This window comes from Chromobacterium vaccinii (assembly GCF_001855275.1).
Classification (GTDB): Bacteria; Pseudomonadota; Gammaproteobacteria; order Burkholderiales; family Chromobacteriaceae; genus Chromobacterium; species Chromobacterium vaccinii.
The window spans coordinates 2,012,402-2,036,372 of sequence record NZ_CP017707.1; the positions used below are offsets into that span (position 1 = coordinate 2,012,402).

24 protein-coding genes are annotated in these 23,971 nt (G+C 65.8%); 11 read left to right on the forward strand and 13 right to left on the reverse strand.

Annotation, left to right across the window (positions count from 1 at the left end; translation table 11 throughout):
* Positions 1-38: 38 nt before the first annotated feature.
* The 3 genes from deoC to mutY form a co-directional block, all read right to left on the reverse strand.
* On the reverse strand, positions 39-806 hold the full coding sequence (gene deoC / locus BKX93_RS09355) for a deoxyribose-phosphate aldolase (protein ID WP_046166417.1): 768 nt from the start codon (positions 804-806) through the stop codon (positions 39-41).
* Between the two features lie 224 nt (positions 807-1,030).
* Positions 1,031-3,235 carry a RelA/SpoT family protein gene (locus BKX93_RS09360; protein ID WP_046155501.1) on the reverse strand — a complete coding sequence of 735 codons (2,205 nt, stop codon included), beginning with the start codon at positions 3,233-3,235 and terminating at the stop codon, positions 1,031-1,033.
* Positions 3,236-3,331: 96 nt separating this feature from the next.
* The gene (gene mutY / locus BKX93_RS09365) at positions 3,332-4,378 is read right to left on the reverse strand and encodes an A/G-specific adenine glycosylase (protein ID WP_070981759.1); all 1,047 of its coding nucleotides are present in this window, start codon (positions 4,376-4,378) and stop codon (positions 3,332-3,334) included.
* Between the two features lie 1,620 nt (positions 4,379-5,998).
* Here mutY and BKX93_RS23655 point away from each other — a divergent pair.
* The 4 genes from BKX93_RS23655 (at position 5,999) to BKX93_RS09385 (ending at position 10,215) form a co-directional block, all read left to right on the forward strand.
* Positions 5,999-7,195 (forward strand): THUMP domain-containing class I SAM-dependent RNA methyltransferase, encoded by a 1,197-nt coding sequence (locus BKX93_RS23655; RefSeq protein ID WP_083340679.1) that lies wholly within the window; start codon positions 5,999-6,001, stop codon positions 7,193-7,195.
* 168 nt (positions 7,196-7,363) lie between these two features.
* A complete protein-coding gene (locus tag BKX93_RS09375) occupies positions 7,364-7,966 on the forward strand; it encodes a MarC family protein (protein WP_021478811.1) in 603 nt (200 codons plus the stop codon).
* A 143-nt stretch (positions 7,967-8,109) separates the two neighbouring features.
* Complete coding sequence (locus tag BKX93_RS09380; protein ID WP_046155503.1) at positions 8,110-9,435, forward strand: dicarboxylate/amino acid:cation symporter; 1,326 nt, start codon at positions 8,110-8,112, stop codon at positions 9,433-9,435.
* A gap of 117 nt (positions 9,436-9,552) precedes the next feature.
* Complete coding sequence (locus BKX93_RS09385; RefSeq protein WP_046166420.1) at positions 9,553-10,215, forward strand: redoxin family protein; 663 nt, start codon at positions 9,553-9,555, stop codon at positions 10,213-10,215.
* 76 nt (positions 10,216-10,291) lie between these two features.
* Here BKX93_RS09385 and ppsA read toward each other — a convergent pair whose 3' ends face one another.
* Positions 10,292-12,679 carry a phosphoenolpyruvate synthase gene (ppsA, locus tag BKX93_RS09390; protein ID WP_070979606.1) on the reverse strand — a complete coding sequence of 796 codons (2,388 nt, stop codon included), beginning with the start codon at positions 12,677-12,679 and terminating at the stop codon, positions 10,292-10,294.
* A gap of 282 nt (positions 12,680-12,961) precedes the next feature.
* On the opposite strand from ppsA, the gene ppsR reads away from it, so the two are divergent.
* On the forward strand, positions 12,962-13,783 hold the full coding sequence (gene ppsR, locus BKX93_RS09395; protein WP_046155506.1) for a posphoenolpyruvate synthetase regulatory kinase/phosphorylase PpsR: 822 nt from the start codon (positions 12,962-12,964) through the stop codon (positions 13,781-13,783).
* Between the two features lie 17 nt (positions 13,784-13,800).
* On the opposite strand, the gene BKX93_RS09400 is transcribed toward ppsR, so the two are convergent.
* The gene (locus BKX93_RS09400) at positions 13,801-14,157 is read right to left on the reverse strand and encodes a translation initiation factor Sui1 (RefSeq protein ID WP_046166422.1); all 357 of its coding nucleotides are present in this window, start codon (positions 14,155-14,157) and stop codon (positions 13,801-13,803) included.
* A 152-nt stretch (positions 14,158-14,309) separates the two neighbouring features.
* Here BKX93_RS09400 and BKX93_RS24630 point away from each other — a divergent pair, with 152 nt between their 5' ends.
* Positions 14,310-14,609: a hypothetical protein gene (locus BKX93_RS24630; RefSeq protein WP_145929290.1), complete on the forward strand. Its 300-nt coding sequence runs from the start codon at positions 14,310-14,312 to the stop codon at positions 14,607-14,609.
* Here the strand turns inward: BKX93_RS24630 and BKX93_RS09405 are convergent.
* The gene (locus BKX93_RS09405; protein ID WP_070979608.1) at positions 14,508-15,260 is read right to left on the reverse strand and encodes an AraC family transcriptional regulator; all 753 of its coding nucleotides are present in this window, start codon (positions 15,258-15,260) and stop codon (positions 14,508-14,510) included. The two genes, BKX93_RS24630 and BKX93_RS09405, sit on opposite strands and share 102 nt — an antisense overlap.
* Positions 15,261-15,375: 115 nt before the next feature.
* Between BKX93_RS09405 and BKX93_RS09410 the strand changes: the two genes are divergently transcribed.
* From BKX93_RS09410 to BKX93_RS09425, 4 genes are all read left to right on the forward strand, one after another.
* Positions 15,376-15,786: a nuclear transport factor 2 family protein gene (locus tag BKX93_RS09410; protein ID WP_052717294.1), complete on the forward strand. Its 411-nt coding sequence runs from the start codon at positions 15,376-15,378 to the stop codon at positions 15,784-15,786.
* A 228-nt stretch (positions 15,787-16,014) separates the two neighbouring features.
* Positions 16,015-17,037 carry a tryptophan--tRNA ligase gene (gene trpS, locus BKX93_RS09415; RefSeq protein WP_046155508.1) on the forward strand — a complete coding sequence of 341 codons (1,023 nt, stop codon included), beginning with the start codon at positions 16,015-16,017 and terminating at the stop codon, positions 17,035-17,037.
* An 82-nt stretch (positions 17,038-17,119) separates the two neighbouring features.
* On the forward strand, positions 17,120-17,425 hold the full coding sequence (locus BKX93_RS09420; RefSeq protein WP_070979609.1) for a chorismate mutase: 306 nt from the start codon (positions 17,120-17,122) through the stop codon (positions 17,423-17,425).
* An 86-nt stretch (positions 17,426-17,511) separates the two neighbouring features.
* Positions 17,512-17,976, forward strand: a complete 465-nt coding sequence (locus BKX93_RS09425) for a CreA family protein (RefSeq protein ID WP_046155510.1) — start codon at positions 17,512-17,514, stop codon at positions 17,974-17,976.
* A gap of 47 nt (positions 17,977-18,023) precedes the next feature.
* On the opposite strand, the gene BKX93_RS09430 is transcribed toward BKX93_RS09425, so the two are convergent.
* The 7 genes from BKX93_RS09430 to mltG are packed head-to-tail and all read right to left on the reverse strand — an operon-like array spanning position 18,024 to position 23,066.
* Positions 18,024-18,800, reverse strand: a complete 777-nt coding sequence (locus tag BKX93_RS09430) for an MBL fold metallo-hydrolase (RefSeq protein WP_046166424.1) — start codon at positions 18,798-18,800, stop codon at positions 18,024-18,026.
* Between the two features lie 16 nt (positions 18,801-18,816).
* Positions 18,817-19,200 (reverse strand): hypothetical protein, encoded by a 384-nt coding sequence (locus BKX93_RS09435; RefSeq protein ID WP_046155512.1) that lies wholly within the window; start codon positions 19,198-19,200, stop codon positions 18,817-18,819.
* A 13-nt stretch (positions 19,201-19,213) separates the two neighbouring features.
* Positions 19,214-19,984, reverse strand: coding sequence for a TatD family hydrolase (locus BKX93_RS09440; RefSeq protein WP_070979611.1), 771 nt, complete (start codon positions 19,982-19,984; stop codon positions 19,214-19,216).
* A gap of 60 nt (positions 19,985-20,044) precedes the next feature.
* Entirely contained in the window at positions 20,045-20,416 is a 372-nt protein-coding gene (locus tag BKX93_RS09445; RefSeq protein WP_021478797.1) for a PilZ domain-containing protein, read from the reverse strand.
* Positions 20,417-20,431: 15 nt separating this feature from the next.
* Positions 20,432-21,436, reverse strand: coding sequence for a DNA polymerase III subunit delta' (locus BKX93_RS09450; protein WP_046155514.1), 1,005 nt, complete (start codon positions 21,434-21,436; stop codon positions 20,432-20,434).
* Positions 21,436-22,077 carry a dTMP kinase gene (tmk, locus tag BKX93_RS09455; RefSeq protein ID WP_021478795.1) on the reverse strand — a complete coding sequence of 214 codons (642 nt, stop codon included), beginning with the start codon at positions 22,075-22,077 and terminating at the stop codon, positions 21,436-21,438. The genes BKX93_RS09450 and tmk overlap by 1 nt, the downstream gene beginning before the upstream one ends.
* Entirely contained in the window at positions 22,074-23,066 is a 993-nt protein-coding gene (mltG, locus tag BKX93_RS09460) for an endolytic transglycosylase MltG (protein ID WP_046166427.1), read from the reverse strand. Before mltG ends, tmk begins: the two co-directional genes overlap by 4 nt.
* Positions 23,067-23,297: 231 nt before the next feature.
* On the opposite strand from mltG, the gene BKX93_RS09465 reads away from it, so the two are divergent.
* Positions 23,298-23,918 (forward strand): DUF3313 domain-containing protein, encoded by a 621-nt coding sequence (locus BKX93_RS09465; protein ID WP_046155517.1) that lies wholly within the window; start codon positions 23,298-23,300, stop codon positions 23,916-23,918.
* Positions 23,919-23,971: the final 53 nt, after the last annotated feature.

Sequence of the window (23,971 nt, forward strand, 5' to 3'; positions counted from 1 at the left end):
CGGCCAGAGTGCGGTAACCCCGCGAATTCTTGAATGGATCAGTAGCCGGAAGTCGGCTTGGCCACGCCGCCGGCGATCTCGATCTGCAGATTGGCCAGCAGGCTGGACGCGCCGAAACGGAAATGGCGGGCGTCCGCCCAGCCCTCGCCCAGCAGGCGCGCGGCCAGGGCCAGGTATTCGGCGGCCTCGGTGGCGCTTTTGACGCCGCCGGCGGCCTTGAAGCCGCATTCGCCGCCCTGCTCCTTGATCACGGCCAGCATGGTTTCGGCCGCCGCCAGCGTAGCGTTGACCGGCACCTTGCCGGTGGAAGTCTTGATGAAGTCGGCGCCGGCGCGGATGGAAATCTCGCTGGCTGCGCGGATCAGCGCCGCGTCCTTCAGCTCGCCGCTCTCGATGATCACCTTCAGCAGCTTGCCGCCGCAGGCTTCCTTGCAAGCCTTGACCAGCTCGAAGCCGATATCGCGGTTACCGGCCATCAACGCGCGGTACGGGAACACCACGTCCACTTCGTCGGCGCCGTAGGCGATGGCGGCGCGGGTTTCGGCCACCGCGATCGAGATATCGTCATTGCCGTGCGGGAAGTTGGTGACCGTGGCCACCCGCACTTCCGGACAACCCGCTTCGCGCAGCGTTTTCTTGGCGATGGGCACGAAGCGCGGGTACACGCATACCGCCGCCACGGTGCCGTCCGGGCTCTTGGCCTTGCGGCACAGCGCGGCCACCTTCTCGTCGGTGTCGTCGTCGTTGAGGGTGGTCAGGTCCATCAGGGACAGCGCGCGGCGCGCGGCTTCAATCAGTGCAGACATATCGATCTCTCTCGTATGCGTCCAAAAGGCGCAAACCGCATGACGGCGGTTTACCCAGGGCAATGCCCACGATTATGAAAATTTCTTCACATGAAAGCAAATTGCGAATCGATGCGACTTGCTTAAACGCAAACCGTCCGGCGCCGGCCACTTGCCCGCGCCAAAAGCGAAACCGGCCGCAACGCCCGTCCCGCGGGCATTCCAGCCGGCTTCTCCGTTACCGCTCAGACCCGGCGCGCCTCCTGCACGCCGGACAATTCCATCAGGCGCGACAGCACGCGGCTGATGTCCTGAACCTGGCGCACTTCCACCGTCAGCCGCAAGCGGCTCTTCTGGTCGCGCGACAGGGTGTTGACGCCGATCAGGTTCAGTTTCTCGCGCGACAGCACGTCGGAGATGTCGCGCAGCAGGCCAGGCCGGTCCTGCGACATCACCTCGATGTCGATCGGGAACACGCTGTTCTTCTGCTCGCCCCACTCGGCGGCGATCAGCCGCTCCGGCACTTCCTGCGACAGCTTTTTCAAGGTCAGACAGCTGCTGCGGTGGATGGAGATGCCGCGCCCCTTGGTGACGAAGCCCATCACCTGGTCGGGCGGCGCCGGCTTGCAGCACTTGGCCAGCACCGTCATCAGATTGTCCACGCCCTCGATCAGCACGCCGCCGGCGTCGTGGCCGCCCTTGCTGGCGCGGATCAGGCTTTCCGGCTGCACCTCCACCGCCGGCGGCGGCGCGAAGCTGGTGATCGCGTTGCTGACCGCGCGTATCGTCAGCTCGCCGTGCCCCAGCGCGCCGTAGACTTCGTCCAGCTTGTCGTAGCCCAGCTTCTCCGCCAGTTGCTGCAGATTGGGCTGGATGTGCGGCCGCCGCGCCAGCTCGCGCTCGAACAGCGCCTTGCCGGTCTCGCGCACGGTGTCGGCGTTCTGCAGGCGGATGTACTGGCGGATCTTGGAGATGGCGCGGTGGCTCTTCACCCAGCCGTCGTGCAGCCAGTTGACCGACGGGCCGCCTTCCTTGGCCACCAGCACTTCCACCCGCTGGCCGTTCTGCAGCGGCGTGGACAGCGGCACGATCTGCCCCTCCACCTTGGCGCCGCGGCAGCGGTTGCCGAGGCCAGAGTGGATGGCGTAGGCGAAGTCGATCGGCGTCGCGCCTTGCGGCAGCGCCAGCACCTTGCCCTGCGGCGTCAGCACGTAGATGGTGTCGGCGAACAGCTCGGTCTTGAACGCCTCGGCCAAGCCTTCGCGGTCGGACATTTCCTCGCGCCAATCGAGCAGCTGGCGCAGCCAGGAAATCTTCTCTTCGTAGGCGGCGTCGCCCTTGCCGCCTTCCTTGTAGCGCCAGTGCGCGGCGACGCCGAATTCGGCGTGCTCGTGCATCTCGAAGGTGCGGATCTGCACCTCCAGCGCCTTGTCCTCGGGGCCGACCACCGCGGTGTGCAGGCTGCGGTAGTTATTGGCCTTGGGATGGGAGATGTAGTCGTCGAACTCGCCGCGGATCGGCTGCCACATGCCGTGGATGATGCCGAGCGCGGTGTAGCAGTCCGGCAGCTTGTCCACCAGGATGCGCACCGCGCGGATATCGTAAAGCTCGGTGAAATCGAGCCTTTTCTTCTTCATCTTCTTCCAGATGGAATAGATGTGCTTGGGCCGGCCGGCCACCTCGGCCCTGACGCCGGCCTTTTTCAATTCCTCGCGCAAGACATCCAGCACCCGCTCGATATAGTCGATGCGCTCCAGCCGGCGCTCGTCCAACAACTTGGCGATCTTCTTGTAGGTGTCCGGCTCGGTATGCCTGAGGCCCAGGTCCTCCAGCTCCCACTTGATCTGCCAGACGCCCAGGCGGTTGGCCAGGGGCGCGAACAACTCCAGCGTCTCGCCGGCGATGCGGCGGCGCACCGCCTCGTCCTGCACGTTGGCCAGGTAGTGCATGGTCTGGGTGCGCCAGGCCAGCTTGATCAGCACCACGCGGATGTCCGCCACCATCGCCAGCAGCATCTTGCGCATGGTCTCGGCCTGGCGCGCGCAGTCTTCGGGCGTGGCCATCCTGTCGATGCGGGCGAACTCGGTGATGCGGCGCACGCCGCCGACGCCGTCCACCAGCATCGCCACGGTCGGGTTGAAGGCCTCGGTCAGCCAGGCCTGCCATTCCGGCTGGTAGTCCGGCGCCGAGAACAGCAAGGTGGCGACGATGGCGTCGGGCAGCAGGTTCAGATCGGCGACCACCGCGGCGGCGGCCACCGCGTGGGTGAACAGGTCTTCTCCGGTGGAGGGAACGGCCTTGCCGGCGTACAGCTCCCGCGCGGCGTGGAAGGCGCGCGCCAGCAGCGCGCCTTCCTCATGGGGAAAGACGGCGGACATGCGCTCCAGCCAGCGCGCCGGGTCGGCGGCGTCGGCCAGGGTATCGGCAACGGTGCGGACTACGGAAACCATATCAGTTCTATCTGGACGGACTCGCCGTCTTAAAACCGCGGCCGGGCTCGCCCGGCCAGCGGATTGGCCACGCGGACAGGGCTAGCCTGCCCTCTTTCAATCATGCGCCGCCAGCCTCAGCAGCAATCGGCGCACAGGAGCCGGCACGCCGGCGTCCACCGCCTGATCGATGTCCAGCCACTGGCCATCGGCCTCGGCGACTCCAGCCGCGGCCAGGCGGTCGATCCGGACCGGCTGCGGGGTGATGATCAGGCGAAAATGGGTGAATACATGTTCCAGCTCCGGCCAGGCGGGCAGCATGTCGCCATCTCCCCGGCCGCTCAGCCAGCCTTCCATCTCTAGCGTGGTGCCGAACTCCGGCAGCGACAGCAATCCGCCCCAGATGCCGGTGGGCGGCCGGCGCTCAAGCCATACCTTGTTTTCGTGCCGCGCCAGCAGCATCGCGGTGTGGCGCGTCGGCACCGCTTTCTTCGGCCGCGGCGTCGGCAGCTCGCCGGTGCGGCCCTCGCGCGCGGCCACGCAGCCATCCGCCATCGGGCAGACGGTACAGGCTGGCTTGCCGCGGCTGCATACCGTGGCGCCCAAGTCCATCAGACCCTGCACATAGGGGCCGATGTCGGCGGCGTCGGCCGGCAGGATCTGCTCGGCCAGCGACCACATCCGTTTCTCGATGGCCTTGTCGCCGGGAAAGCCGTCTATGCCGAAACAGCGCGCCAGCACGCGCTTGACATTGCCGTCCAGGATGGTTTCGCGCCGGCCGAAGGCGAAGGCCGAAATCGCGGCGGCGGTGGACCGCCCGACGCCGGGCAAGCGCTCCAGCCGCTCGCGCTCGGGCGGAAACTCGCCGCCGAACGCGTCCATCACCATCCGCGCCGCCTTGTGCAGATTGCGCGCCCGGCTGTAGTAACCCAGGCCGCTCCACTGCGCCAGCACGTCGTCCGCCGGCGCTGCGGCCAGCGCCGCCACATCCGGAAAACGGGCCAGGAAGCGCGGATAATAATCGAGCACGCTCTTCACCTGAGTCTGCTGCAGCATGATCTCGGACAGCCAGACGCGGTATGGATCCTTCACCTGCCAGGGCAGGTCGTGGCGGCCGTGCCGCCGTTGCCAGGCCACCAGCCGGGAGGCGAAACTGCTGTGCAACATCGCAATCCAATATCCAATCGAACCGGTTATGGTAGCGGAAAGCCGCAGCGTCACCAAGCAGGCGGCGGCCAAATACGTTAAAATTAAAGGATTACTTATTTTAGCTTGTCCATTCGAGGTCGTTTCATGTCCAGTTTCCGCTCCCGCCAACGCGCCAGCCAGCGCCGCGATCAAACCAGCCGCGAACGCGCGGCCAACTCGCCGGCAGGCGGAAACCCGAGCGCCCCCGATCGGCAGCCTCAGGACGGCAAGCCGCGCGCGCCCTATTCCGGCCAGCGGCCCGGTCCGGGCAAGCCTGACTGGAAGCCCGGCCAGGAGCAGCGCCGCTTCGACAAGCGCCCCGACGACCGCGGCGACGGCCAGCAAAAACGCTTCAACCGCGACGGCGACAAGCCGGCCTGGCAGCCGCGCCAGGACGATCGTCGTTTCGACAAGCGCCCCGACGACCGCGGCGAAGGCCAGCAGAAGCGTTTCAGCCGCGACGGCAACAAGCCGGCCTGGCAACCGCGCCAGGACGATCGCCGCTTCGACAAGCGCCCTGACGACCGCGGCGAAGGCCAGCAGAAGCGTTTCAGCCGCGACGGCGACAAGCCGGCCTGGCAGCCGCGCCAGGACGATCGCCGCCTCGACAAGCGCCCTGACGACCGCGGCGAAGACCAGCAGAAGCGTTTCAACCGCGACGGCGACAAGCCGGCCTGGCAGCCGCGCCAGGACGATCGCCGCCTCGACAAGCGCCAGCCGGAAGCCGGCCATGAGCGCCGCTACGACCGCGACCGCGGTCCGTCCAATCGCAAGCCGCTGCCGGAAGGCGTGGAACGCGCTTCCGAATTCCGCCGCGACGGCGCGCCGCAGGACAAGCGCTACAGCCGCGACCGCGGCCCGTCCGGCCGCAAGCCGCTGCATACCGAAGACGCCCCGCCGCGCGAATTCAAGCCGCGCGCCGAAGGCGACTTCCGCCGCGATGACAAGCCGCAGTGGCAAGCCCGCGAGGACCGCGCCTCCTACGGCGACAACGGTCCGCGCAAGGTGTTCGCCAAGCGCGAGGGCGGCGACAGCCATTCCCGCCGCGACGACAAGCCGCAGTGGCAACCGCGCGAAGAACGCGCTCCGCGCCACGACGGCGACGCGCCGCGCAAGCCCTTCGCCAAGCGTGAGGACGGAGAGCGCGACAACCGCTTCCGCCGCGACGACAAGCCGCAATGGCAGCCGCGCGAAGAACGCGCTCCGCGCCAGGACGGCGACGCGCCGCGCAAGCTGTTCTCCAAGCGCGAGGACGGCGAACGCGACAACCGCTTCCGCCGCGACGACAAGCCGCAATGGCAGCCGCGCGAAGACCGCGAGCCGCGCCAGGACGGCGACGCGCCGCGCAAACTGTTCTCCAAACGCGAGGACGGCGAGCGCGACAACCGCTTCAGCCGCGACGACAAGCCGCAATGGCAACCGCGCGAAGACCGCGGCCCGCGCGGCGACCGGCACGAGCATCGCCCGCGCGGCTTGCAGCCCTTCGGCGACACCCACCGCGTCGACCAGCCGCGCCGCGCTTTCGAACAGCGCCCGCATGACGGCGGCCACGGCCACGCGCCGGCCGCCCGCGCCGAAAACGTGATCACCAATCGCCTGGACAGCCGGCTGTCGCTGTTCGCCCCCTGCCCGCGCGGCCTGGAGCAGACCCTGGCCGACGAATTGCTGGCGCTGGGCGCCGGCGACATCGCGCCGACCGACGGCGGCGTGGCCTTCGCCGGCGACGCGCGGTTGATGATGGCAGTCAACCTGCACAGCCGCACCGCCAGCCGCGTGCTGCTGCGCCTGGCCCACGGCGGCTACCACGCCGACCAGGACATCTACCGGCTGGCGATGGGCGTGGACTGGCCGCGCTGGTTCGACGTGTCGCGCACCATCAAACTGAAGGCCGACGGCATCGCCGCCCGCGTCAAGAGCCTGGACTACATCGGCCTGACGGTGAAGGACGCGATCTGCGACCGCTTCCGCCAGACCCATCAGGGCCGCCCCAGCGTCGACACCCGCCACCCGGACGTGCGCGTCAATGTGTTCCTGACCGCCGACGAGGCGACCATCTATCTGGACACCAGCGGCGAGCCGCTGTTCAAGCGCGGCTGGCGCGAGGAAACCGGCGAAGCGCCGCTGCGCGAAAACCTGGCCGCCGGCATCCTGCTGCTGGCCGGCTATGACGGCAGCCAGCCGCTGCTGGACCCGATGTGCGGCAGCGGCACCTTCCTGGTGGAGGCCGCCGACATCGCGCTGAACCGCGCGCCGGGCCGCGCCCGCGGCTTCGGCTTCGAAGCGCTCTCCAACTTCGATTCCGCCGCCTGGGAAAAACTGCAACTCGACGCTCGCAAGGCCGAGCAGCCGGCCGCTTCGCTGGCCATCCGCGGCTCGGACCGCTCGCAAGCCATGATCAACATCGCCCGCGCCAACCTGGAGCGCGCCGGCCTGGCCGACCTGATCGAAGTCGCGGCCGCCGACGTAGCCGACACCCGCCCTCACGCTGAGCACGGCCTGATCGTCAGCAACCCGCCCTACGGCGTGCGGCTGGAAGAACAGGACCAGCTGGCGGCCTGGTACCCGGAGCTGGGCGACTGGCTGAAGGCCCACTTCGCCGGCTGGACCGCCTGCCTGTTCAGCGGCGACCTGCGCCTGGGCAAGCTGATCCACCTGGCGCCGAAGCGCCGCACGCCGCTGTTCAACGGCTCGCTGCAATGCCGCCTGTTCGTCATCAATATGGTGGAAGGCAGCGCGCGCAAGCAGAAGGACGGGGAAAACGGCGAGACCGAGTCCGAAAACGGCGAGCAGTAAACGCCCGCCCGCTCCGGCGACATGCCGCCCCGCCTATGGCCGGGCGGCATTTTTACGGACGTTCGCCGCCAGGAGCTGCGAGAACGGTTAATTTCCAGTCGCATCCCCGCTCGCCGCCATTCGGCCGGCATGAGATAATCGCAGCCGAACCCACCCAAGCCTCAAACCATGCAAACCTCGTTTCTATCCGCCACCATCCTGCTGATCCTGATCACCGACCCGCTCGGCAATATCCCGCTGTTCATCTCCGCGCTGAAGCAAGTGAAGCCCGAGCGCCGCAAGCGCGTGGTCTACCGCGAGTGCCTGATCGCCTTCCTGGTGCTGACCATCTTCATGCTGTTCGGCCGCAACTTCCTCGAGCTGATGCACCTGACCGACGAGTCGATGCGCATCGCCGGCGGCGTGATCCTGTTCCTGATCGCGATCAAGATGATCTTCCCCGGCGAAGGCAGCGTGTTCGGCGGCGACAAGCTGCACGGCGAGCCTTTCATCGTGCCGATCGCCATTCCGCTGATCGCCGGCCCGTCGGCGATGGCCACCGTGCTCTTGCTGTCCACCCGCGAGCCGGGCCGGATGCTGGAATGGATGGGCGCGCTGACCATCTGCATGCTGGTCACCACCGTGGTGTTCCTGTTCTCCGGCAAGCTGCAGAAGCTGCTGGGCGAACAGGCCATCACCGCGCTGGAGCGGCTGATGGGCCTGGTGCTGACCGCGATCTCGGTGGAAATGCTGCTCAGCGGCTTCGCGTCCTATCTGAAGCAGCTGCACTGAATATTCAAATCAGATACGGCATCAGGGTTATCCCCGATAGGGATATCGACAATGCTCCCGGCTGATGGCTGTTGTTAGCATCGGATGCAAATGGACCATCCAAGAGTCCGCATCCGAAGCAACCAACGCCAGTCGGGAGAACCATGCAAACCAAGACCCCCTTCTTTTCGCGCCTGTACGTCCAGGTGCTGATCGCCATCGCGCTGGGCGTCACGCTCGGCGCCCTCGCGCCTGACCTCGGCGCCAAGATGAAACCGCTGGGCGACGCCTTCATCAAGTTGATCAAGATGATGATCGCCCCCATCATTTTCGCCACCGTCGTGGTCGGCATCGCCAAGATGGGCGACATGAAGGAAGTGGGCCGCGTCGGCGTCAAGGCGCTGTTCTACTTCGAAGCCGTCACCACGCTGGCGCTGGTGATCGGCCTGGTCGTGGTCAACCTGCTGCAGCCCGGCTCCGGCCTCAACATCGACCCGCACACGCTGCACGCCAAGGACATCGCCAAATACACCGCCGGCGCCAAGGAAATGAACACCGTCGATTTCCTGCTGCACATCATCCCGGACACCGTCGTCGGCGCTTTCGCCAGCGGCGAGATCCTGCAGGTGCTGACCTTCTCGGTGCTGCTGGGCCTGGCGCTGACCAAGATGGGAGACAACGGCAAGAACATCGTCCACATCCTGGACGAGTTCTCCCACGCGTTGTTCGGCGTGATCAATATGCTGATGAAGCTGGCCCCGATCGGCGCTTTCGGCGCGATGGCCTTCACCATCGGCAAGTACGGCATCGGCTCCTTGAAGCAGTTGGGCTTTTTGATGGCCTGCGTGTATCTGACCTGCTTCGCCTTCGTCTTCATCGTGCTGGGCACCATCGCCCGCTTCTCCGGCTTCAGCCTGTGGCGCTTCCTGGTCTACATCAAGGAAGAAATCCTGCTGGTGCTGGGCACGTCTTCGTCCGAATCGGCGCTGCCGGGCATCATGAAGAAGCTGGAGAACCTGGGCTGCTCCAAGCCGGTGGTCGGCATGGTGGTGCCCACCGGCTACTCGTTCAACCTGGACGGCACTTCCATCTACCTGACCATGGCGGCGATCTTCATCGCCCAGGCCACCAATGTGAACCTGACGCTGGGCGAGGAGCTGGCCATCATCGGCGTGCTGCTCTTGACCTCCAAGGGCGCGGCGGCGGTGACCGGCGGCGGCTTCATCACGCTGGCCGCCACGCTGGCCACGCTGGGCGGCAAGCTGCCGGTGGAAGGCCTGGCGCTGCTGATAGGCATCGACCGCTTCATGTCCGAGGCCCGCGCCATCACCAACCTGATCGGCAACGGCGTCGCCACCGTGGTGATCGCCAAGTGGGAAAAAGCCTTGGATGTCGAACGGATGCGCCAGGTGCTGGAGGGCGCCGAGCCGCCCGCCCCGCCCAGAAGCCGGCAGGAAACCGCTCCGGAGCCGGCGCTGCAGACTTCCTGAGGCGCCCACTCCCGTTTCCGCCAACCCGCCGCCAGGCGGGTTTTTCGTTTCATTTAGGACGAAATTCTTGATTTCGCTGTCCGCTCGTCCACGATGAAAATGCTAGGAGGAGTGGAAATGGAAGACTTTTGGGTGCAATACGGCGATGAAATGCTGCCCGTCATCGGCGATTTCCCACGCCAAGGCAGCTATTTGCCCAGCTTCATGCTGGTGGACGACCAGAAGCGCGACGCCCCGCTGGAGGGCTTCTCCCACACGCCGAAGCTGATCGTCACCCTGTTGTCGGTCGACGAGGAAGAACACGCCGGCCTGTTGCTACTGCGGGAAACCCGGCGCTTTCTGGACAGCTGGCCCCATCTGAAGCTGATTGTGATAACCGTCGACTCGCCGTCGTCGCTGGCGCGCGCGCGGCACGAGCACGGCCTGCCCAATATCGCGCTGCTGTCCACGCTGCGCGGCCGCGACTTCCACAAGCGCTACGGCGTGCTGATCACCGAGTACCCGCTCAGCGGCTATACCTCGCCATCCATCATCCTTGCCGACGCCGCCAACGTGGTCCATTACTCGGAGCGGCTGGCGAATACCCGCGACTTCTTCAATTTCGACGCCATCGACGCCCTGCTGCAGGAAGGCGAGCAACAGGCGATGGCCGCCGAGCGCGAAGCCGCGGAGGCGCGGCAGGAGCAGGAGGCGGAGCGGGAAAAAGGCACCGAGCGGCTGCTGGAAAAGGCCAAGCTGATCCAGGATCAGCTGGGCCGGAACGGCGGCGCCGGAAGCTGAGCTCAGCCAGCGGCAGGCAAAGAAAAACCGCCCGTTTTCGGGCGGTTTCTCACTCACCGATGGATTGCCGTCAGCCTCAGCTGTTCAGTTCCTTGGCCAGGTACAGCCAGGTTTCCACCACGGTGTCCGGGTTCAGCGACACGGTCTCGATGCCTTCTTCCACCAGCCACTTGGCGAAATCCGGATGGTCGGACGGGCCCTGGCCGCAGATGCCCACATACTTGCCCAGCTTGCGGCAAGCCTGGATGGACATGTGCAGCATCGCCTTCACCGCCTCATTGCGCTCGTCGAAGGTGGAGGCGATCGGGCCGCCGGAGTCGCGGTCCACGCCCAGCGTCAGCTGGGTCATGTCGTTGGAGCCGATCGAGAAGCCGTCGAAATGCTGCAGGAACTTCTCGGCCAGCACCGCGTTGGTCGGCAGTTCGCACATCATGATCAGGCGCAGGCCGTTTTCGCCGCGCTTCAGGCCGTTTTCGGCCAGGATCTCGACCACCTTCTCGGCTTCGGCCAGCGTGCGGACGAAGGGGATCATCACTTCCACGTTGGTCAGGCCCATCACGTCGCGCACCTTCTTGATGGCGCGGCATTCCAGCTCGAAACAGTCGCGGAACGATTCGGCCACGTAGCGGGCGGCGCCGCGGAAGCCGATCATCGGGTTTTCTTCGTGCGGTTCGTACAGCTGGCCGCCGATCAGGTTGGCGTACTCGTTGGACTTGAAGTCCGACATGCGCACGATGACCTTCTTCGGGTAGAACGCCGCGGCCAGCGTGGACACGCCTTCGGCGATCTTGTCGACGTAGAAGTCAACCGGGCTGGCGTAGCCGGCGATGCGGTCGGAAATGGTTTCCTTCAGCTCCGGGCTCAGCTTGTCGAATTCCAGCAGCGCCTTCGGGTGGATGCCGATCTGGCGGTTGATGACGAACTCCATCCGCGCCAGGCCCACGCCTTCGTTCGGCAGCTGGGCGAAATCGAACGCCAGTTCCGGGTTGCCGACGTTCATCATGATCTTGACCGGCGCCTTGGGCATCTTGTCCAGTTCCAGATCGATGATTTCCACGTCCAGCAGTCCGTCGTAAATGTTGCCGGTGTCGCCCTCGGCGCAAGACACGGTCACCTGCATGCCTGCCTTCAACACGCGGGTGGCGTCGCCGCAGCCGACCACGGCCGGGATGCCCAATTCGCGCGCGATGATCGCCGCGTGGCAGGTGCGGCCGCCGCGGTTGGTGACGATGGCGGCTGCGCGCTTCATCACCGGTTCCCAATCCGGGTCGGTCATGTCGGTCACCAGCACGTCGCCCGGCTTGACCTGATCCATCTCGGACGCGTCGCGGATGGTGCGCACGGTGCCCTGGCCGATCTTCTGGCCGATGGCGCGGCCTTCGCACAGGATTTCGGACTTGCTGTTCAGGCGGTAGCGGCGCAGGGTGTCCTTGCGGTCTTCCTGCGACTTAACGGTTTCCGGACGCGCCTGCAGGATGTACAGCTTGCCGTCCACGCCGTCGCGGCCCCACTCGATGTCCATCGGACGGCCGTAATGCTTTTCGATGATCAGCGCGTACTCGGCCAGTTCGGCCACTTCTGCGTCGTTGATCGAGAATTCTTTGCGCAGCGCCGGCTCCACATCCACGGTTTTGACCGAACGGCCGGCTTGCGAGGCGTCGGTGAACTCCATCTTGATCAGCTTGGAGCCCATGGTCTTGCGCAGCACCGCCGGACGGCCGGCTTTCAGCGTCGGCTTGTGCACGTAGAACTCGTCCGGGTTCACGGCGCCCTGCACCACGGTCTCGCCCAGGCCATAGGAAGCGGTGATGAACACCACGTCTTCAAAACCGGATTCGGTGTCGATGGTGAACATCACGCCAGCCGCGCCCATGTCGGAACGCACCATGCGCTGCACGCCGGCGGACAAGGCCACCACGTCGTGGGCGAAGCCCTTGTGCACGCGGTAGGAGATGGCGCGGTCGTTGTAGAGGGAGGCGAAAACGTGCTTCATCGCATCCTTGACATTGTCAAGGCCGCGGATATTCAGGAAGGTTTCTTGCTGGCCTGCGAACGAGGCATCGGGAAGGTCCTCGGCGGTGGCGGAAGAGCGGACCGCTACGGAGATGTCGGCGCCGCCGGCGTCGGCCACCATCTTGTCCCAGGCTTCCTTGATGTCTGCATCCAGTTTGGCCGGGAACGGGGTGTCGATGATCCACTGGCGGATTTCCTTGCCCACCCGGGCCAGTTCGCTGACGTCGTCGATATCGAGTTTGGCCAGCGCGGCGCTGATCTTGTCGGCCAGGCCATTGTGCTGCAGGAAATCCCGGTACGCCTGGGCGGTGGTGGCAAAGCCGCCGGGAACACGAACGCCGGAACCCGCCAGCTGACTGATCATTTCGCCGAGGGAGGCGTTCTTGCCGCCTACCTCTTCCACGTCGGTCATACGCAGCTTCTCGAACCAGATGACGTAGTTGTCTGCCATCACTTCACTTCCTGTGTTGGGATTGGGACGATGGGCCGCATTCTAGCCGAATTACGTGCGAATTGCGTAGCATCTTTTGCGCTGCACAAGACTTTTTGCGACAGGCCCATCGACAAAATCAATACAATCAAACAGTTGTTTTGAGGATGACAGTCCTGAATAAGCAAACGTCATGTAATTTTATGATTACATGAAGAAAACGAACCGGCCCTCGCCATATCGCCGCCGCCCGCGCCGGTATACACTTTGCAGCAGGCAAATCCACCATCCGCAAGGTCATCCATGTCGCACCACCGTTCAGCCTTCTTCATCTCAGACCGCACCGGCATCACCGCCGAATCCCTGGGCCACACGCTGCTGACCCAATTCGACGCGCTGGATTTCCACCGCGAAACCGTGCCCTTCGTCGACACCGTGGAAAAGGCGCGGGCGCTGGCCGAGCGCATCAGCGAGGTGGCCGAGCGCGACCATCTGCGCCCGATGGTCTTCACCAGCATCGTCAATCCCGAAGTGCGCGAAGCGCTGCGGCTCAACAACGTGGTGCTGATCGACTTCTTCGAAACCTTCATCGGCCACCTGGAGGGCGAGCTCGGCCAGAAGGCGACGTTGACGGTGGGCAAGGCCCACGGCATGGTCAACGAGGAGAAATACGACCACCGGATCGAAGCGGTGAACTTCTCGCTGAACCACGACGACGGCGTCAAGCTGAAGGATCTGGACGAAGCCGATGTGATTCTGGTTGGCGTGTCCCGCTCCGGCAAGACCCCGACCTGCCTCTACCTGGCGCTGCAATACGGCATCCGCGCCGCCAACTATCCGCTGACGCCGGAAGACCTGGGCAGCCCGACCCTGCCCAAAATCCTGCTGCCGTTCAAGGACAAGATGTTCGGCCTCACCATCGATCCCAACCGGCTGCACCACATCCGCTCGGAGCGCCGGCCGGACTCCAAGTACGCCAGCATGGACAACTGCCGGCGCGAGGTGAATGAGGCGGAATCGATGTTCCGCCATCACGGCGTGCCCTTCATCAGCACCACGCACAAGTCGATCGAGGAGATCGCGTCCACCATCATGCACAAGGCGGCGCTGGGCCGGAAGTTCTGATCCGGCGCGGGCGGCGCCTAGCCGCCCGCCCGCTTGGCCTTGAAGCCCAGCCTGGCCAGCTCCGCGACCACGATCTCGACGTGGTCGCCCTGGATCTCCAACGTCCAGTCTTTCACCGTGCCGCCGCTGCCGCAACGCGCGCGCAGCTGCTTCCCCACCTTGGTCAGTTCGTCGGCCGCCAGTTGCAGCCCCTTCACCACCGTGACCGCCTTGCCGCCGCGGCCCTTGGTTTCCCTGGACACCCGGACCACGCCGTCCCCGGCAGGCGCGGCCAGCGCCTTGCAGCGACATTGCGTCACGGGCTGCCGGCATTCCGGGCACATCCGGCCATGCTCGGTGGAATACACCAGCCCGCCCGTTTTCTCTCTTCCCATTCCTGTTTCGCTCCCGGCATGGCCAACCATGCCATCATGGCAAGGCTAGGATTTGCGCTATGCCATTGTTTATTTGTAAATTTCCTGCAAATCGAAGAACAATAGCAACTATTCGCTCTCAAATAATGTGAATATTACCCAAAGAGAGCGTCATGAATCTGCCCGATCCCCATCTGCCGCCCATCGCGGCGCTGCGGCAGCCCTCCCCGCAACGGGTCGACGGCATCGCCGCCGCCAGCCAGGGACAAACACCGACCCAACGCGAACTGGCGGAAATGCTGTTCCGCCGGCTGCTGAACAGCCAGCAAACCGCGCCCAGTCCGGCGCAATCCCGCTCCGCCCCGTTGGACTCAAGCGCGGGCCTGAGCACGCTGGAATTCGCCCGGCGCCATACCCAGATGGCGACGGAACGCCGCGCCAAACGCGCTCAGGGACTGATAGCCTACCTGTAACGCGGTCTCCCCCACCGCCGCGCCGCCGCTGAGCAGGCGCACCGCCTCCAGCAGCCTGGCTTGTCCCAGCCAATTGCCGAACGACACCCCGGTTTCCCTGGCGAACGCCCGCGTCAGGCTGGCGCGGGAAAACCCATGCGCCGCCGCCAGCTCGTCCAGCAGCCATCCTCGCCCCAAATCCGCCAGCACTCGCCGACACAGCGCGCGCAAGCGGCGCTCGGCCGGCAAAGGCAGTTGCTGCGGCAAGGGCGCCAGTTGCAGCAGCTCGTCGACGATCACCCCGGCCAGCCGTTGCCGGCGGCCGCGCCACGGCTCCGCCTCGTAGCTCAGCTGCCTCTCCAGCAGCATGCCCATCATGCCGCCGGCCGGCACCACTCTCGCCTCGGCAGGGAGATCCGGGTAGGCGGCGCTGTCGGCATAGGCCGTCACGCCAGCCAGCTCCGCCAGCGGTTCGGCGCTGTGCGCCATGCCGGCGGGAATCCAGCCTACCTGCCCCGCCGCCATCAGCCAGCGCATGGTTTCGCTCTGGCACAGCATCGCGCCGCGGCGCAGATAAATCAGCTGGCCGACCTCATGGACATGGCTGGCGACCCCGCCGCGCGACACCCCTTGCACCGCCAGACAGCGAAACGGCAGATTAACGGTATCCATGATTGATCCGATTGAGACAATAATTGATACTTTGCCGCTAACGCATCAAACCGTAAAGCTCCTACAGTGTCGTCATCCACCATCGGCGCGGCGCGCCGCCTCAGGAGACTGCACCATGAGCTCTTCCCTCCGAGCCCCCGACAACCTCGCCATCGTCCGCGGCATGTTCGCCGAGCTGATCGAAGCCGGCCGCATCGACGACGACAGCATCGCCCGCTACATGGCGCCCGGCTACCGCCAGCGCGTCGACGGCCGCGAACTGGACCTCGCCGGCTTCAAGCGCCATCTGCGCATGCAACGTGAAGTTGTGGAAAAAATGGCGGTGCATTTCCTGGCCGTAGCCCAAGATCACGACTGCGTGCTGACCCACCATCAGGTGCATGTCGCCAAGAAAGACGGCAGCGCCGCCCGCTTCCAGGTGCAGGCCCACATTACGCTGCGCGACGGCAAAATCGTCGCCTGCGACGAGCTGACCCGCCTGCTGGCAGGCCCGGCCGCCGACCGCGACCTCGGCTCGCGCCACTGAAGCGCAAGGAGCTTGACGCGGCGCGCGGCGCCGTGTTTTGATGAAAGAATGAAAACCGCACCCGCATTCGCAATCCGATTTTGGTGGTGGCGCCTCTCCTAGGCGGCGCCGGCGAACGCATATGCAATAAAACCCGGAGGCTGCCGACAAGGCGCACCGGGTTTAGTTTTTTGGCGGTCCTTCCCAGTCCACCTTGTCGGCCTCCTCTCCAACCCGATGGAGATCGACATGAATCTGGACACTATCAGCTCGCAAGACATCATCCTCACCGGCGACCGGACCACCGGCCAGCTGCATCTGGGCCATTATGTCGGTTCGCTGCGCAACCGCGTGATCCTGCAGAACCGCTGCGTGCAGTTCCTGCTGCTGGCCGACGCCCAGGCGCTGACCGACAATATGGGCAACTACCTGAAGGTGCGCGACAATGTGCTGCAGGTGGCGCTGGACTACCTGGCCGTCGGCATTGATCCGGCCAAGAGCACCATCTTCATCCAGAGCCTGGTGCCGGAACTGACCGAGCTGGCGTCCTACTATCTGAATCTGGTGACGGTGGCGCGGCTGGAGCGCAACCCGACCATCAAGGACGAGATCAAGCAGCGCGGCTACGAGCGCGACATCCCGGCCGGCTTCCTCACCTATCCAGCCGCCCAGGCCGCCGACATCACCGCTTTCAAGGCCACCATCGTGCCGGTCGGCGACGACCAGATCCCGATGATCGAGCAAACCAACGAGATCGTCCGCCGCTTCAACGCCAGCGTCGAGCGGCCGGTGCTGGTGGAAACCCGGGCCGTGGTGCCGGAGGTGGGCTCCCGCCTGCCCGGCATAGACGGCAAGGCCAAAATGTCCAAATCGCTGGGCAACACCATCACCTTGTCCGCCACGCCGGATGACATCCGCCAGGCGGTGAAGATGATGTACACCGACCCGAACCACCTGCGGGTGGCCGACCCCGGCCAGGTGGAAGGCAATGTGGTGTTCACCTATCTGGATGCCTTCCACCCAGACCAGGAACTGGTGCGGGGCCTGAAGGAGCACTACCGCAGCGGCGGCCTGGGCGACACCGTGATCAAGAAACACCTGGAAGACTGCCTGCAGGAGATGCTGGCGCCGATCCGCGAGCGCCGCGAGCGCTACGCCCAGGATCCCGCAGCCGTGCTGGAAATGCTGAAGACCGGCACCCGCCGCGCCCGCGACGTGGCCGCCCGCACGCTGGCCGAAGTGAAGGCTGCGATGGGACTTAACTACTACTGACGCGCCGCGGGCTGGCGCGCTTCAGGGCTTCGCCAGCCGCTCATGCGCAGGAGACGATTCCGCGCTTTCAAGGAGACCATGAATGGACAGCGTTTTTCAATGCCAAGACCTGGCTGAAGTCAGGGAACAGATAGACCGCGTCGACCGCTCGCTGGTGGCGCTGATCGCCGAGCGCGGCATCTACGTGCGCCAGGCGGCCGCGTTCAAGCACAGCCGGGAAGAAGTGGAAGGCGGCAAGCGGGTGGACCAGGTGATTCGCCGCGTGGAGCGGCTGGCCGGCGAATTGGGCGCCGATCCGGCGCTGACCGCGGCGGTCTATCGCACCATGATAGAGTACTTCGTCGCCGACGAGATGGCCGCTTTCCGCGGCCGGGCCCCCGGAGATTGAGGCGGCGGGCGGCTTTGCCTACAATCGTCCCGTCCTGTGACCCTGTCCGGCCGCTCCAGGCGGCCGTCCCACGCCGGAGAAAACCGATGAAACAAGCCGCCCTGCTGCTGCTCGCCTGCCTGTCCCTGCCGGCCCTGGCCGAAGAGGTGGGCGAAGTGTCCACCACCTTCAAGCTGCTCAGCCCCAACGACAAGGTGGTGGTGGAAGCCTTTGACGATCCCTCGGTGCAAGGCGTTGCCTGCTACGTGTCGCGCGCCAAGACCGGCGGCTACAAGGGCGCGATGGGATTGGCCAAGGATCCGTCCCGCTTCTCCGTCGCCTGCCGCCAGGTGGGCGCGATCCGCTTCAACAAGCCGATCCCGCCGCAAGAACAGGTATTCAAGGAGGGCGCGTCCTTCGTGTTCAAGCACGTGCGCGTGGTGCGCATCGTCGACCCCAAGCGCAATGTGCTGACCTACCTCACCTACTCGGACAAGCTGGTGGACGGCAGTCCGGACAACGCGATCACCGCGGTGGCGGTGCTGGACCAAAAGATCCCGCTCAAGAAGTAAACATCACAAGCCATTGAAAAAGATCATGTTTCTTAACATGACAACCATCATTCCATGGCCACTTCGGCGCGCCAGCCATCGAAACCGACCTCCACGCCGGGCGGGCAGCGCTCGCTGAGATCGAGGTATTCCAGCTTGTGGGTCATGTGGATCAGCACTGTGCGGCGCGCGGCGATGCGTCCCGCCCATTCGAAAGCCTGGTCTACGCACAGGTGGGATGGATAGGGATCCTGGTTCAGGCAATCGAGGAACAACAGCTCCAGCCCTTCCAGCAAAGGCAGGCTGCTGTCGGGAATATGGGACAGATCGGTCAGCCAGGCCACGTCGCCGATGCGCCAGCCCAGACAGGGCCAGCTGCCGTGCAGCAAGGGAATGGGCGTCAGCTCCACGCCCTGGTGCCGGAACGGGCCGCTGACCACTTCCGGCAACAGCACCGGCTTGTCCCACATTTTGGACGGCGGCTGCAGCGCGTAGCCGAAGCGCTCGCGGATGTTGGAAATGGTGAAGTCGTTGCCGTACAGCGAGATCGGTCCCTTGTTCAGGTAACAGAAGGCGCGCAGGTCGTCGATGCCGTTCAGGTGGTCGGCGTGCGGATGGGTGTACAGCACCGCGTCCAGCCGGCTCACGCCCTCGCGCAGCGCCTGCTGGCGCAGATCCGGCCCGGTATCGATCAGGAAGCCCAGCTCTCCCACCCGCACGTAGGCGCTGGCGCGGGTGCGCTGGTTGCGGACATCGTCCGAGCGGCAGGTTGGACAGCCGCAGCCTATCGCCGGCGTGCCGGAGCTGGAGCCGCAGCCCAGGATGGTGACTTCTAGCGTATTCACGACTCTCCTTGCTTGATCACTGGCACAGCTGCGCCCGCGCCGCGGGCACGGCGACGGAGCCGCCTTCGCAAACCGGCTGGCCGCCCGGGCCGATCGCGCAGCTGCCGCCCGGCTGCGCCGCGCAGTTCGGCGCGCCGTCCGGCCCCAGCAAGCACAGGCCGGGCCCGGCGAAAAAGCCGCCCCGGGCGCGGACCACGCCGCCGCCGGGATACGGCGAGCAGAACAGATTGCCAAATTCGTCGGACACGCAGGCGCCGGCGCCGCAGTAGGGCTGGCCCTGGTGCAGCACCGCCTGGCCGCCCGGCGGCGCGCAGTAGCTGCGTCCGCCCAGGCTGACGCAATTGGCCAGCGCCGGCAGCGCGATCAACCATCCGATCAAACCCAATGCGGGCAGCCGCATATCCCTCTCCGTCTCAGCCCGCCGCCTTGGCGAACAGGCGGAAGAAGTTTTCCGTGGTGGCCTGCGCCACCTCCTCGAACGGGATGCCGCGCAAGCCGGCGATGAACTCCGCCACGTGGCGCACATAGGCCGGCTCGTTGGTCTTGCCGCGGAACGGCACCGGCGCTAGATAAGGCGAGTCGGTTTCGATCAGCATCCGCTCCAGCGGCACCTTCTGTGCCACTTCCTGCACCTGCTTGGCGTTCTTGAAGGTGACCACGCCGGAGAAGGAGATGTAGAAGCCCAGCGCCAGCGCGGCCTCGGCCACTTCCCAGGTTTCGGTGAAGCAATGCATCACGCCGCCGCATTGCTCGGCATGCTCTTCCCGCATGATGCGGATGGTGTCGGCTGCCGATTCGCGGGTATGAATCACCAGCGGCAGGCCGACGCGCCGGGCGGCGCGGATATGGGTGCGGAAACGCTCATGCTGCCAGTCCAGCTCGCCCTTGCACCAGTGGTAGTCGAGGCCGGTCTCGCCGATGCCGACCACGCGCGGGTGGGCGGCCAGCTCGACCAGTTCGTCCTCGCTGTATTCCTCTGCCTCCGGGTCATCCGGATGCACGCCCACGGTGGCGTACAGATTGGGATGCTCCTCGGCCAGAGCCAGCACTTGCGGGTACTTGGGGCGGCTGACGCCGATCACCAGCGCGTGCGTCACCTGGTTCTGGCGCATATTGGCCAGCACATCGGGCATGCGCTCGGCGAGGTCGGGAAAATTGATGTGGCAGTGGGAGTCGATCAACATGGTCGGTGGGCAGAAAAACGTGAATCCGGTCCACAGGATATCACGTCCTCTACCCGGACCTCACATGGTATGGGTGGGGCGGCTGGAGTTGAGCACCCCGCCCAGCAGCGTCTCTATCTTGTCCTTGGCCTGCTTGCCGGCCTCGCCGGAAACGAACTCCACGCCGACACCCTGCACGCGGCTGTTGTTGGCGCCCCCCGGCGTGATCCACACCACCTTGGCCTGCACCGCGATGCGCTGGGGATCCTCCATCAGCGTCAGCAGCAGGAACACCTCTTCGCCCAGCTGCATTTCCTTGTTGGTGGGAATGAAAATGCCGCCGTTGCGCAGAAAAGGCATGTAGGCGGCGAACAGCGCGCTGCGCTCCTTGATATGCAGCGACAGCACGCCGGGGCGATTGGGATTGTTCAGATCCGGCTTGGCGGCATCCATTCAGGCCCCTTTTGCTTAGCCGGCCCTGCCGCCGGCGAAGATCTTCAGGTAATCCATCAACACCGCCTCCAGTTGCAGGCGGATGTTCAAGGTATGCTGGGAGAACGGCGCCAGCGCGGTCAACGCCTGCTGGCAAGCCATCAGCAGAACGACGTCGCAGCGCGGCGCCAGCGCGGCGAGCGCCCTCTCCTGATCTGGATAATAGCGGACCCGGCCGGCCAGGCACAGCGCGGCTAGGTCGTGCAGCCATTTCTGCAGCCAGGCCAGCGGCTGCGCCAAAGACAGCTGCTTGTTCTTGTCGATCAACTCCGCCAGTTGCAGCATGCCGGCGAAACTGGGCTGGCCCAGGCCGCGGACGAACTGGGCGCGCAAGGCGGCGAGATCGGGATCGTGGTCGAACAACGGCGCGCCGCCGTTGTGCGCCAGCTCAGCCTCGGCATCGGCGACGCCCTGCTCCTTCAACCAGGCCAGCGCGGCCGGCTCCGACGGACGGGTCAGCGCGAACTGGCGGCAGCGGCTGCGGATGGTGGGCAGCAAGCGCTGCGGCGCGTGCGACACCAGCAGGAACAGCACGGCCTCCGGCGGCTCCTCCAGTATCTTCAGCAAGGCGTTGGCGGCGGCCAGGTTCAGGTTCTCGGCCGGCTCCACCAGGATCACGCGGCGGCCGGCGCGGTGCGCGGTCAGATGGGCGAAATCGATCACCTCGCGCACCGCTTCGATCTTGATCTGCGGCAGCTTGCGCGTGGTCTTGGCTTCCTTGCCCTCCTCCTCCTCGTCGGCGAACGGCGACAGGCGGCGGAAGTCCGGATGGGTGCCGCTGGCGAACCAGCGGCAGCCCTGGCATTGGCCGCAGGGCTGATGGTGGGCCGCGGGGCTCTCGCACAGCAGCGACAGCGACAGGTGTTCGGCGAAGGCCAGCTTGCCGATGCCGGCGCCGCCGGTGAACAGCCAGGCGCCCGGCATCCGCTCGCGTTCGGCGGACAGCCGCGCCCAGTCATCGCTCTGCCACGGATACAGCATCAGCCGCGCTCCAGCAGGCGCTGCAGATGGACGGCGATGTCGGCCTGGATGTCGGCGATGCCGCGGCCGGCGTCCAGCACCACGATGCGCTGCGGCGCTTCCTCGGCCCGGCGCAGGTAGGCCGCTCGCACGCGGCGGTGGAAATCGGCGGCCTCTTGCTCGAAACGGTCCGGTACCCGGGTGCCGGCCATGCGCCCGGCGGCCACTTCTGTAGGCAGGTCGAACAGCAAGGTCAGGTCCGGCTGCAGGCCGCGCTGCACCCAGTCTTCCAGCGCGCGGATGCGTTCGAACGGCACGCCGCGGCCGCCGCCCTGGAAAGCGTAGGTGGAGTCGGTGAAGCGGTCGGACACCAGCCAGCGGCCGGCGGCCAGCGCCGGCTCTATCACTTCGGCGATGTGCTGCTGGCGCGCGGCGAAGGCCAGCAGCGCCTCGGCGTCCAGCGAAGCCACCGTGCCGGGATCCAGCAGCAGGTCGCGTATCTTTTCCGACAGCGGGGTGCCGCCGGGCTCGCGGGTGAACGCGGCGTCGACATCGCGTCCGGACAGCCAGTCGCGGATGAAGGAGAGGTGGGTGCTCTTGCCCGCGCCGTCTATGCCTTCCAGCGTGATGAAACGGCCGCGTCGGACCTGCTGCGTGCTCATTGCTGGCCTTTCTTCAGGATATATTTGCGCACCGCCTGGTTGTGCTCCTCCAGGGTGCTGGAAAACTCGGAACTGCCGTCGCCGCGGGCGACGAAGTACAGCGCGTCGGTTTCGGCCGGCTGGGCCGCCGCGTACAGCGCGGCCTTGCCCGGCATCGAGATCGGCGTCGGCGTCAGGCCGGCGCGGGTATAGGTATTGTAAGGCGTATCGCGCCGCAGGTCGGCCTTGCCGATATTGCCTTGGTAGCTGGCGCCCATGCCGTAGATCACCGAGGGATCGGTCTGCAGCCGCATGCCCTTCTTCAAGCGATTGACGAACACCGCCGCCACCATAGACCGATCCGCCTCGCTGGAGGTTTCCTTCTCGATCAGGCTGGCCATGGTCAACAGCTCGTACGGCGAGGCGTAGGGCAAGCCGGGCTTGCGCGCCGCCCAAGCGGCGTCAAGCTGCTGCCGCATCGTGGCGTAGGCCTGGCGGTACAAGTCCAGATCGGACGTGCCCGGCGTGAACAGATAGGTGCTGGGGAAGAACAGGCCTTCGGGGCTGGCGTCTCCCAGACCGATGCGCGCCACCAGATCCGCATCGCTCAGTTGCCGCCCGTCATGGCGGATGTCCGGGTTGCGCTCCACCGCCTGGCGCACCTGGCGGAAGGTCCAGCCCTCGATCGTGGTCAGGCTCGCCTCGTCCGGATGCCCCTGCACCAGCCGATCGAGCACGTCCAGCATCGACTGGCTGCCGTCCAGACGGTACAGGCCGGCCTTCACCTTGCGGTCCGAGCCGGTGAGCCTGGCCAGCGCGACCATCAGCTGGCCGTCTCGTATCGCGCCGTCCTTCGCCAGCGAATGGGCGATCTGCTTCATCGTGCGGTTGGGGCCGACCAGCAGCTTGTAGCCGCCCGCCGGCATCTCGACCGGCAGCAGCAGCGCCCAGGCCAGCCACCCCGCCGCGCACAGCAGCAGCAACAACAGAACGCGGGAAATTTTCTTCATTTAAACGCTTCGCAAATCCAGATGTGACGGCCGCCACGGCGACGAAGGCGGAATCATACCAGCAAGCGAGGCTGTCCGACATGACAGCTTGCACTGGCCACAAGCCCGGTCGTTTGCGCCAAATCAATAGTCATTTGCCGGTTTTTGCCTATTTTTCAGCCTAGACAACCGGCTTCGCGCCGGGCGCTCCTTCACTTTATTCAACAAGATACGGCCAGGGTAGAACAAACGATGAAACCCTTCTTCAATCTCGGATGCGCGCTGGTCGCCTGGAACGAACTGTGCCGGGTGGCCCGCGGCGGCGACAGCGACCCGCAAACCATCCGCCCCGGCTTCTGCCAGGGCAGGCACAACCGCCAGTTCGTCTACGCCGAGTCCCCCCGGCTGCTCACCCCCTACCACGGCCTGCTGCTGGAGCCGCTGTGGCTGCTCGACACCCGCCGCGACGGGCGCTGGCAACTGGTGGCCACCGCGCTCGGACACAGCCTCAACCTTCGCTTGCAAACGCTGTTGCGCGCCTGGATGCCGGCCATTCCCCAGGTGGCGGAGCCGGCGCCCGGCATCGTCAGGCTGCGGCTGGTGGTCCCCGGCATCGATGCCGGTCCGACCCCCGGCCGGCCGATAGACGGCCAGTCGCCGCTGGTCCGCGGCATCGCGCCTTACCTGGAGCAGGTAGCCAGCGTCGCGCAGTTCGAGGACTCGCGCGACGGCCATCTGCTCGGCGGCGTGGTCAATCTGCAAAGCGCGGCCTCCCACCCCGCCGGCGTCCGCGGCGAAGGCTGGCAGGACCTGCTAGGCTGTGACTGGCAACAGTTGCTCCAGTTCAAGATCGCCGGCCGGGCGGCTGGCTAGCCGCCGGCCTTTGGCAGCATAATGGGCGGATGATCCAGTCCCCGGAGTCCGCC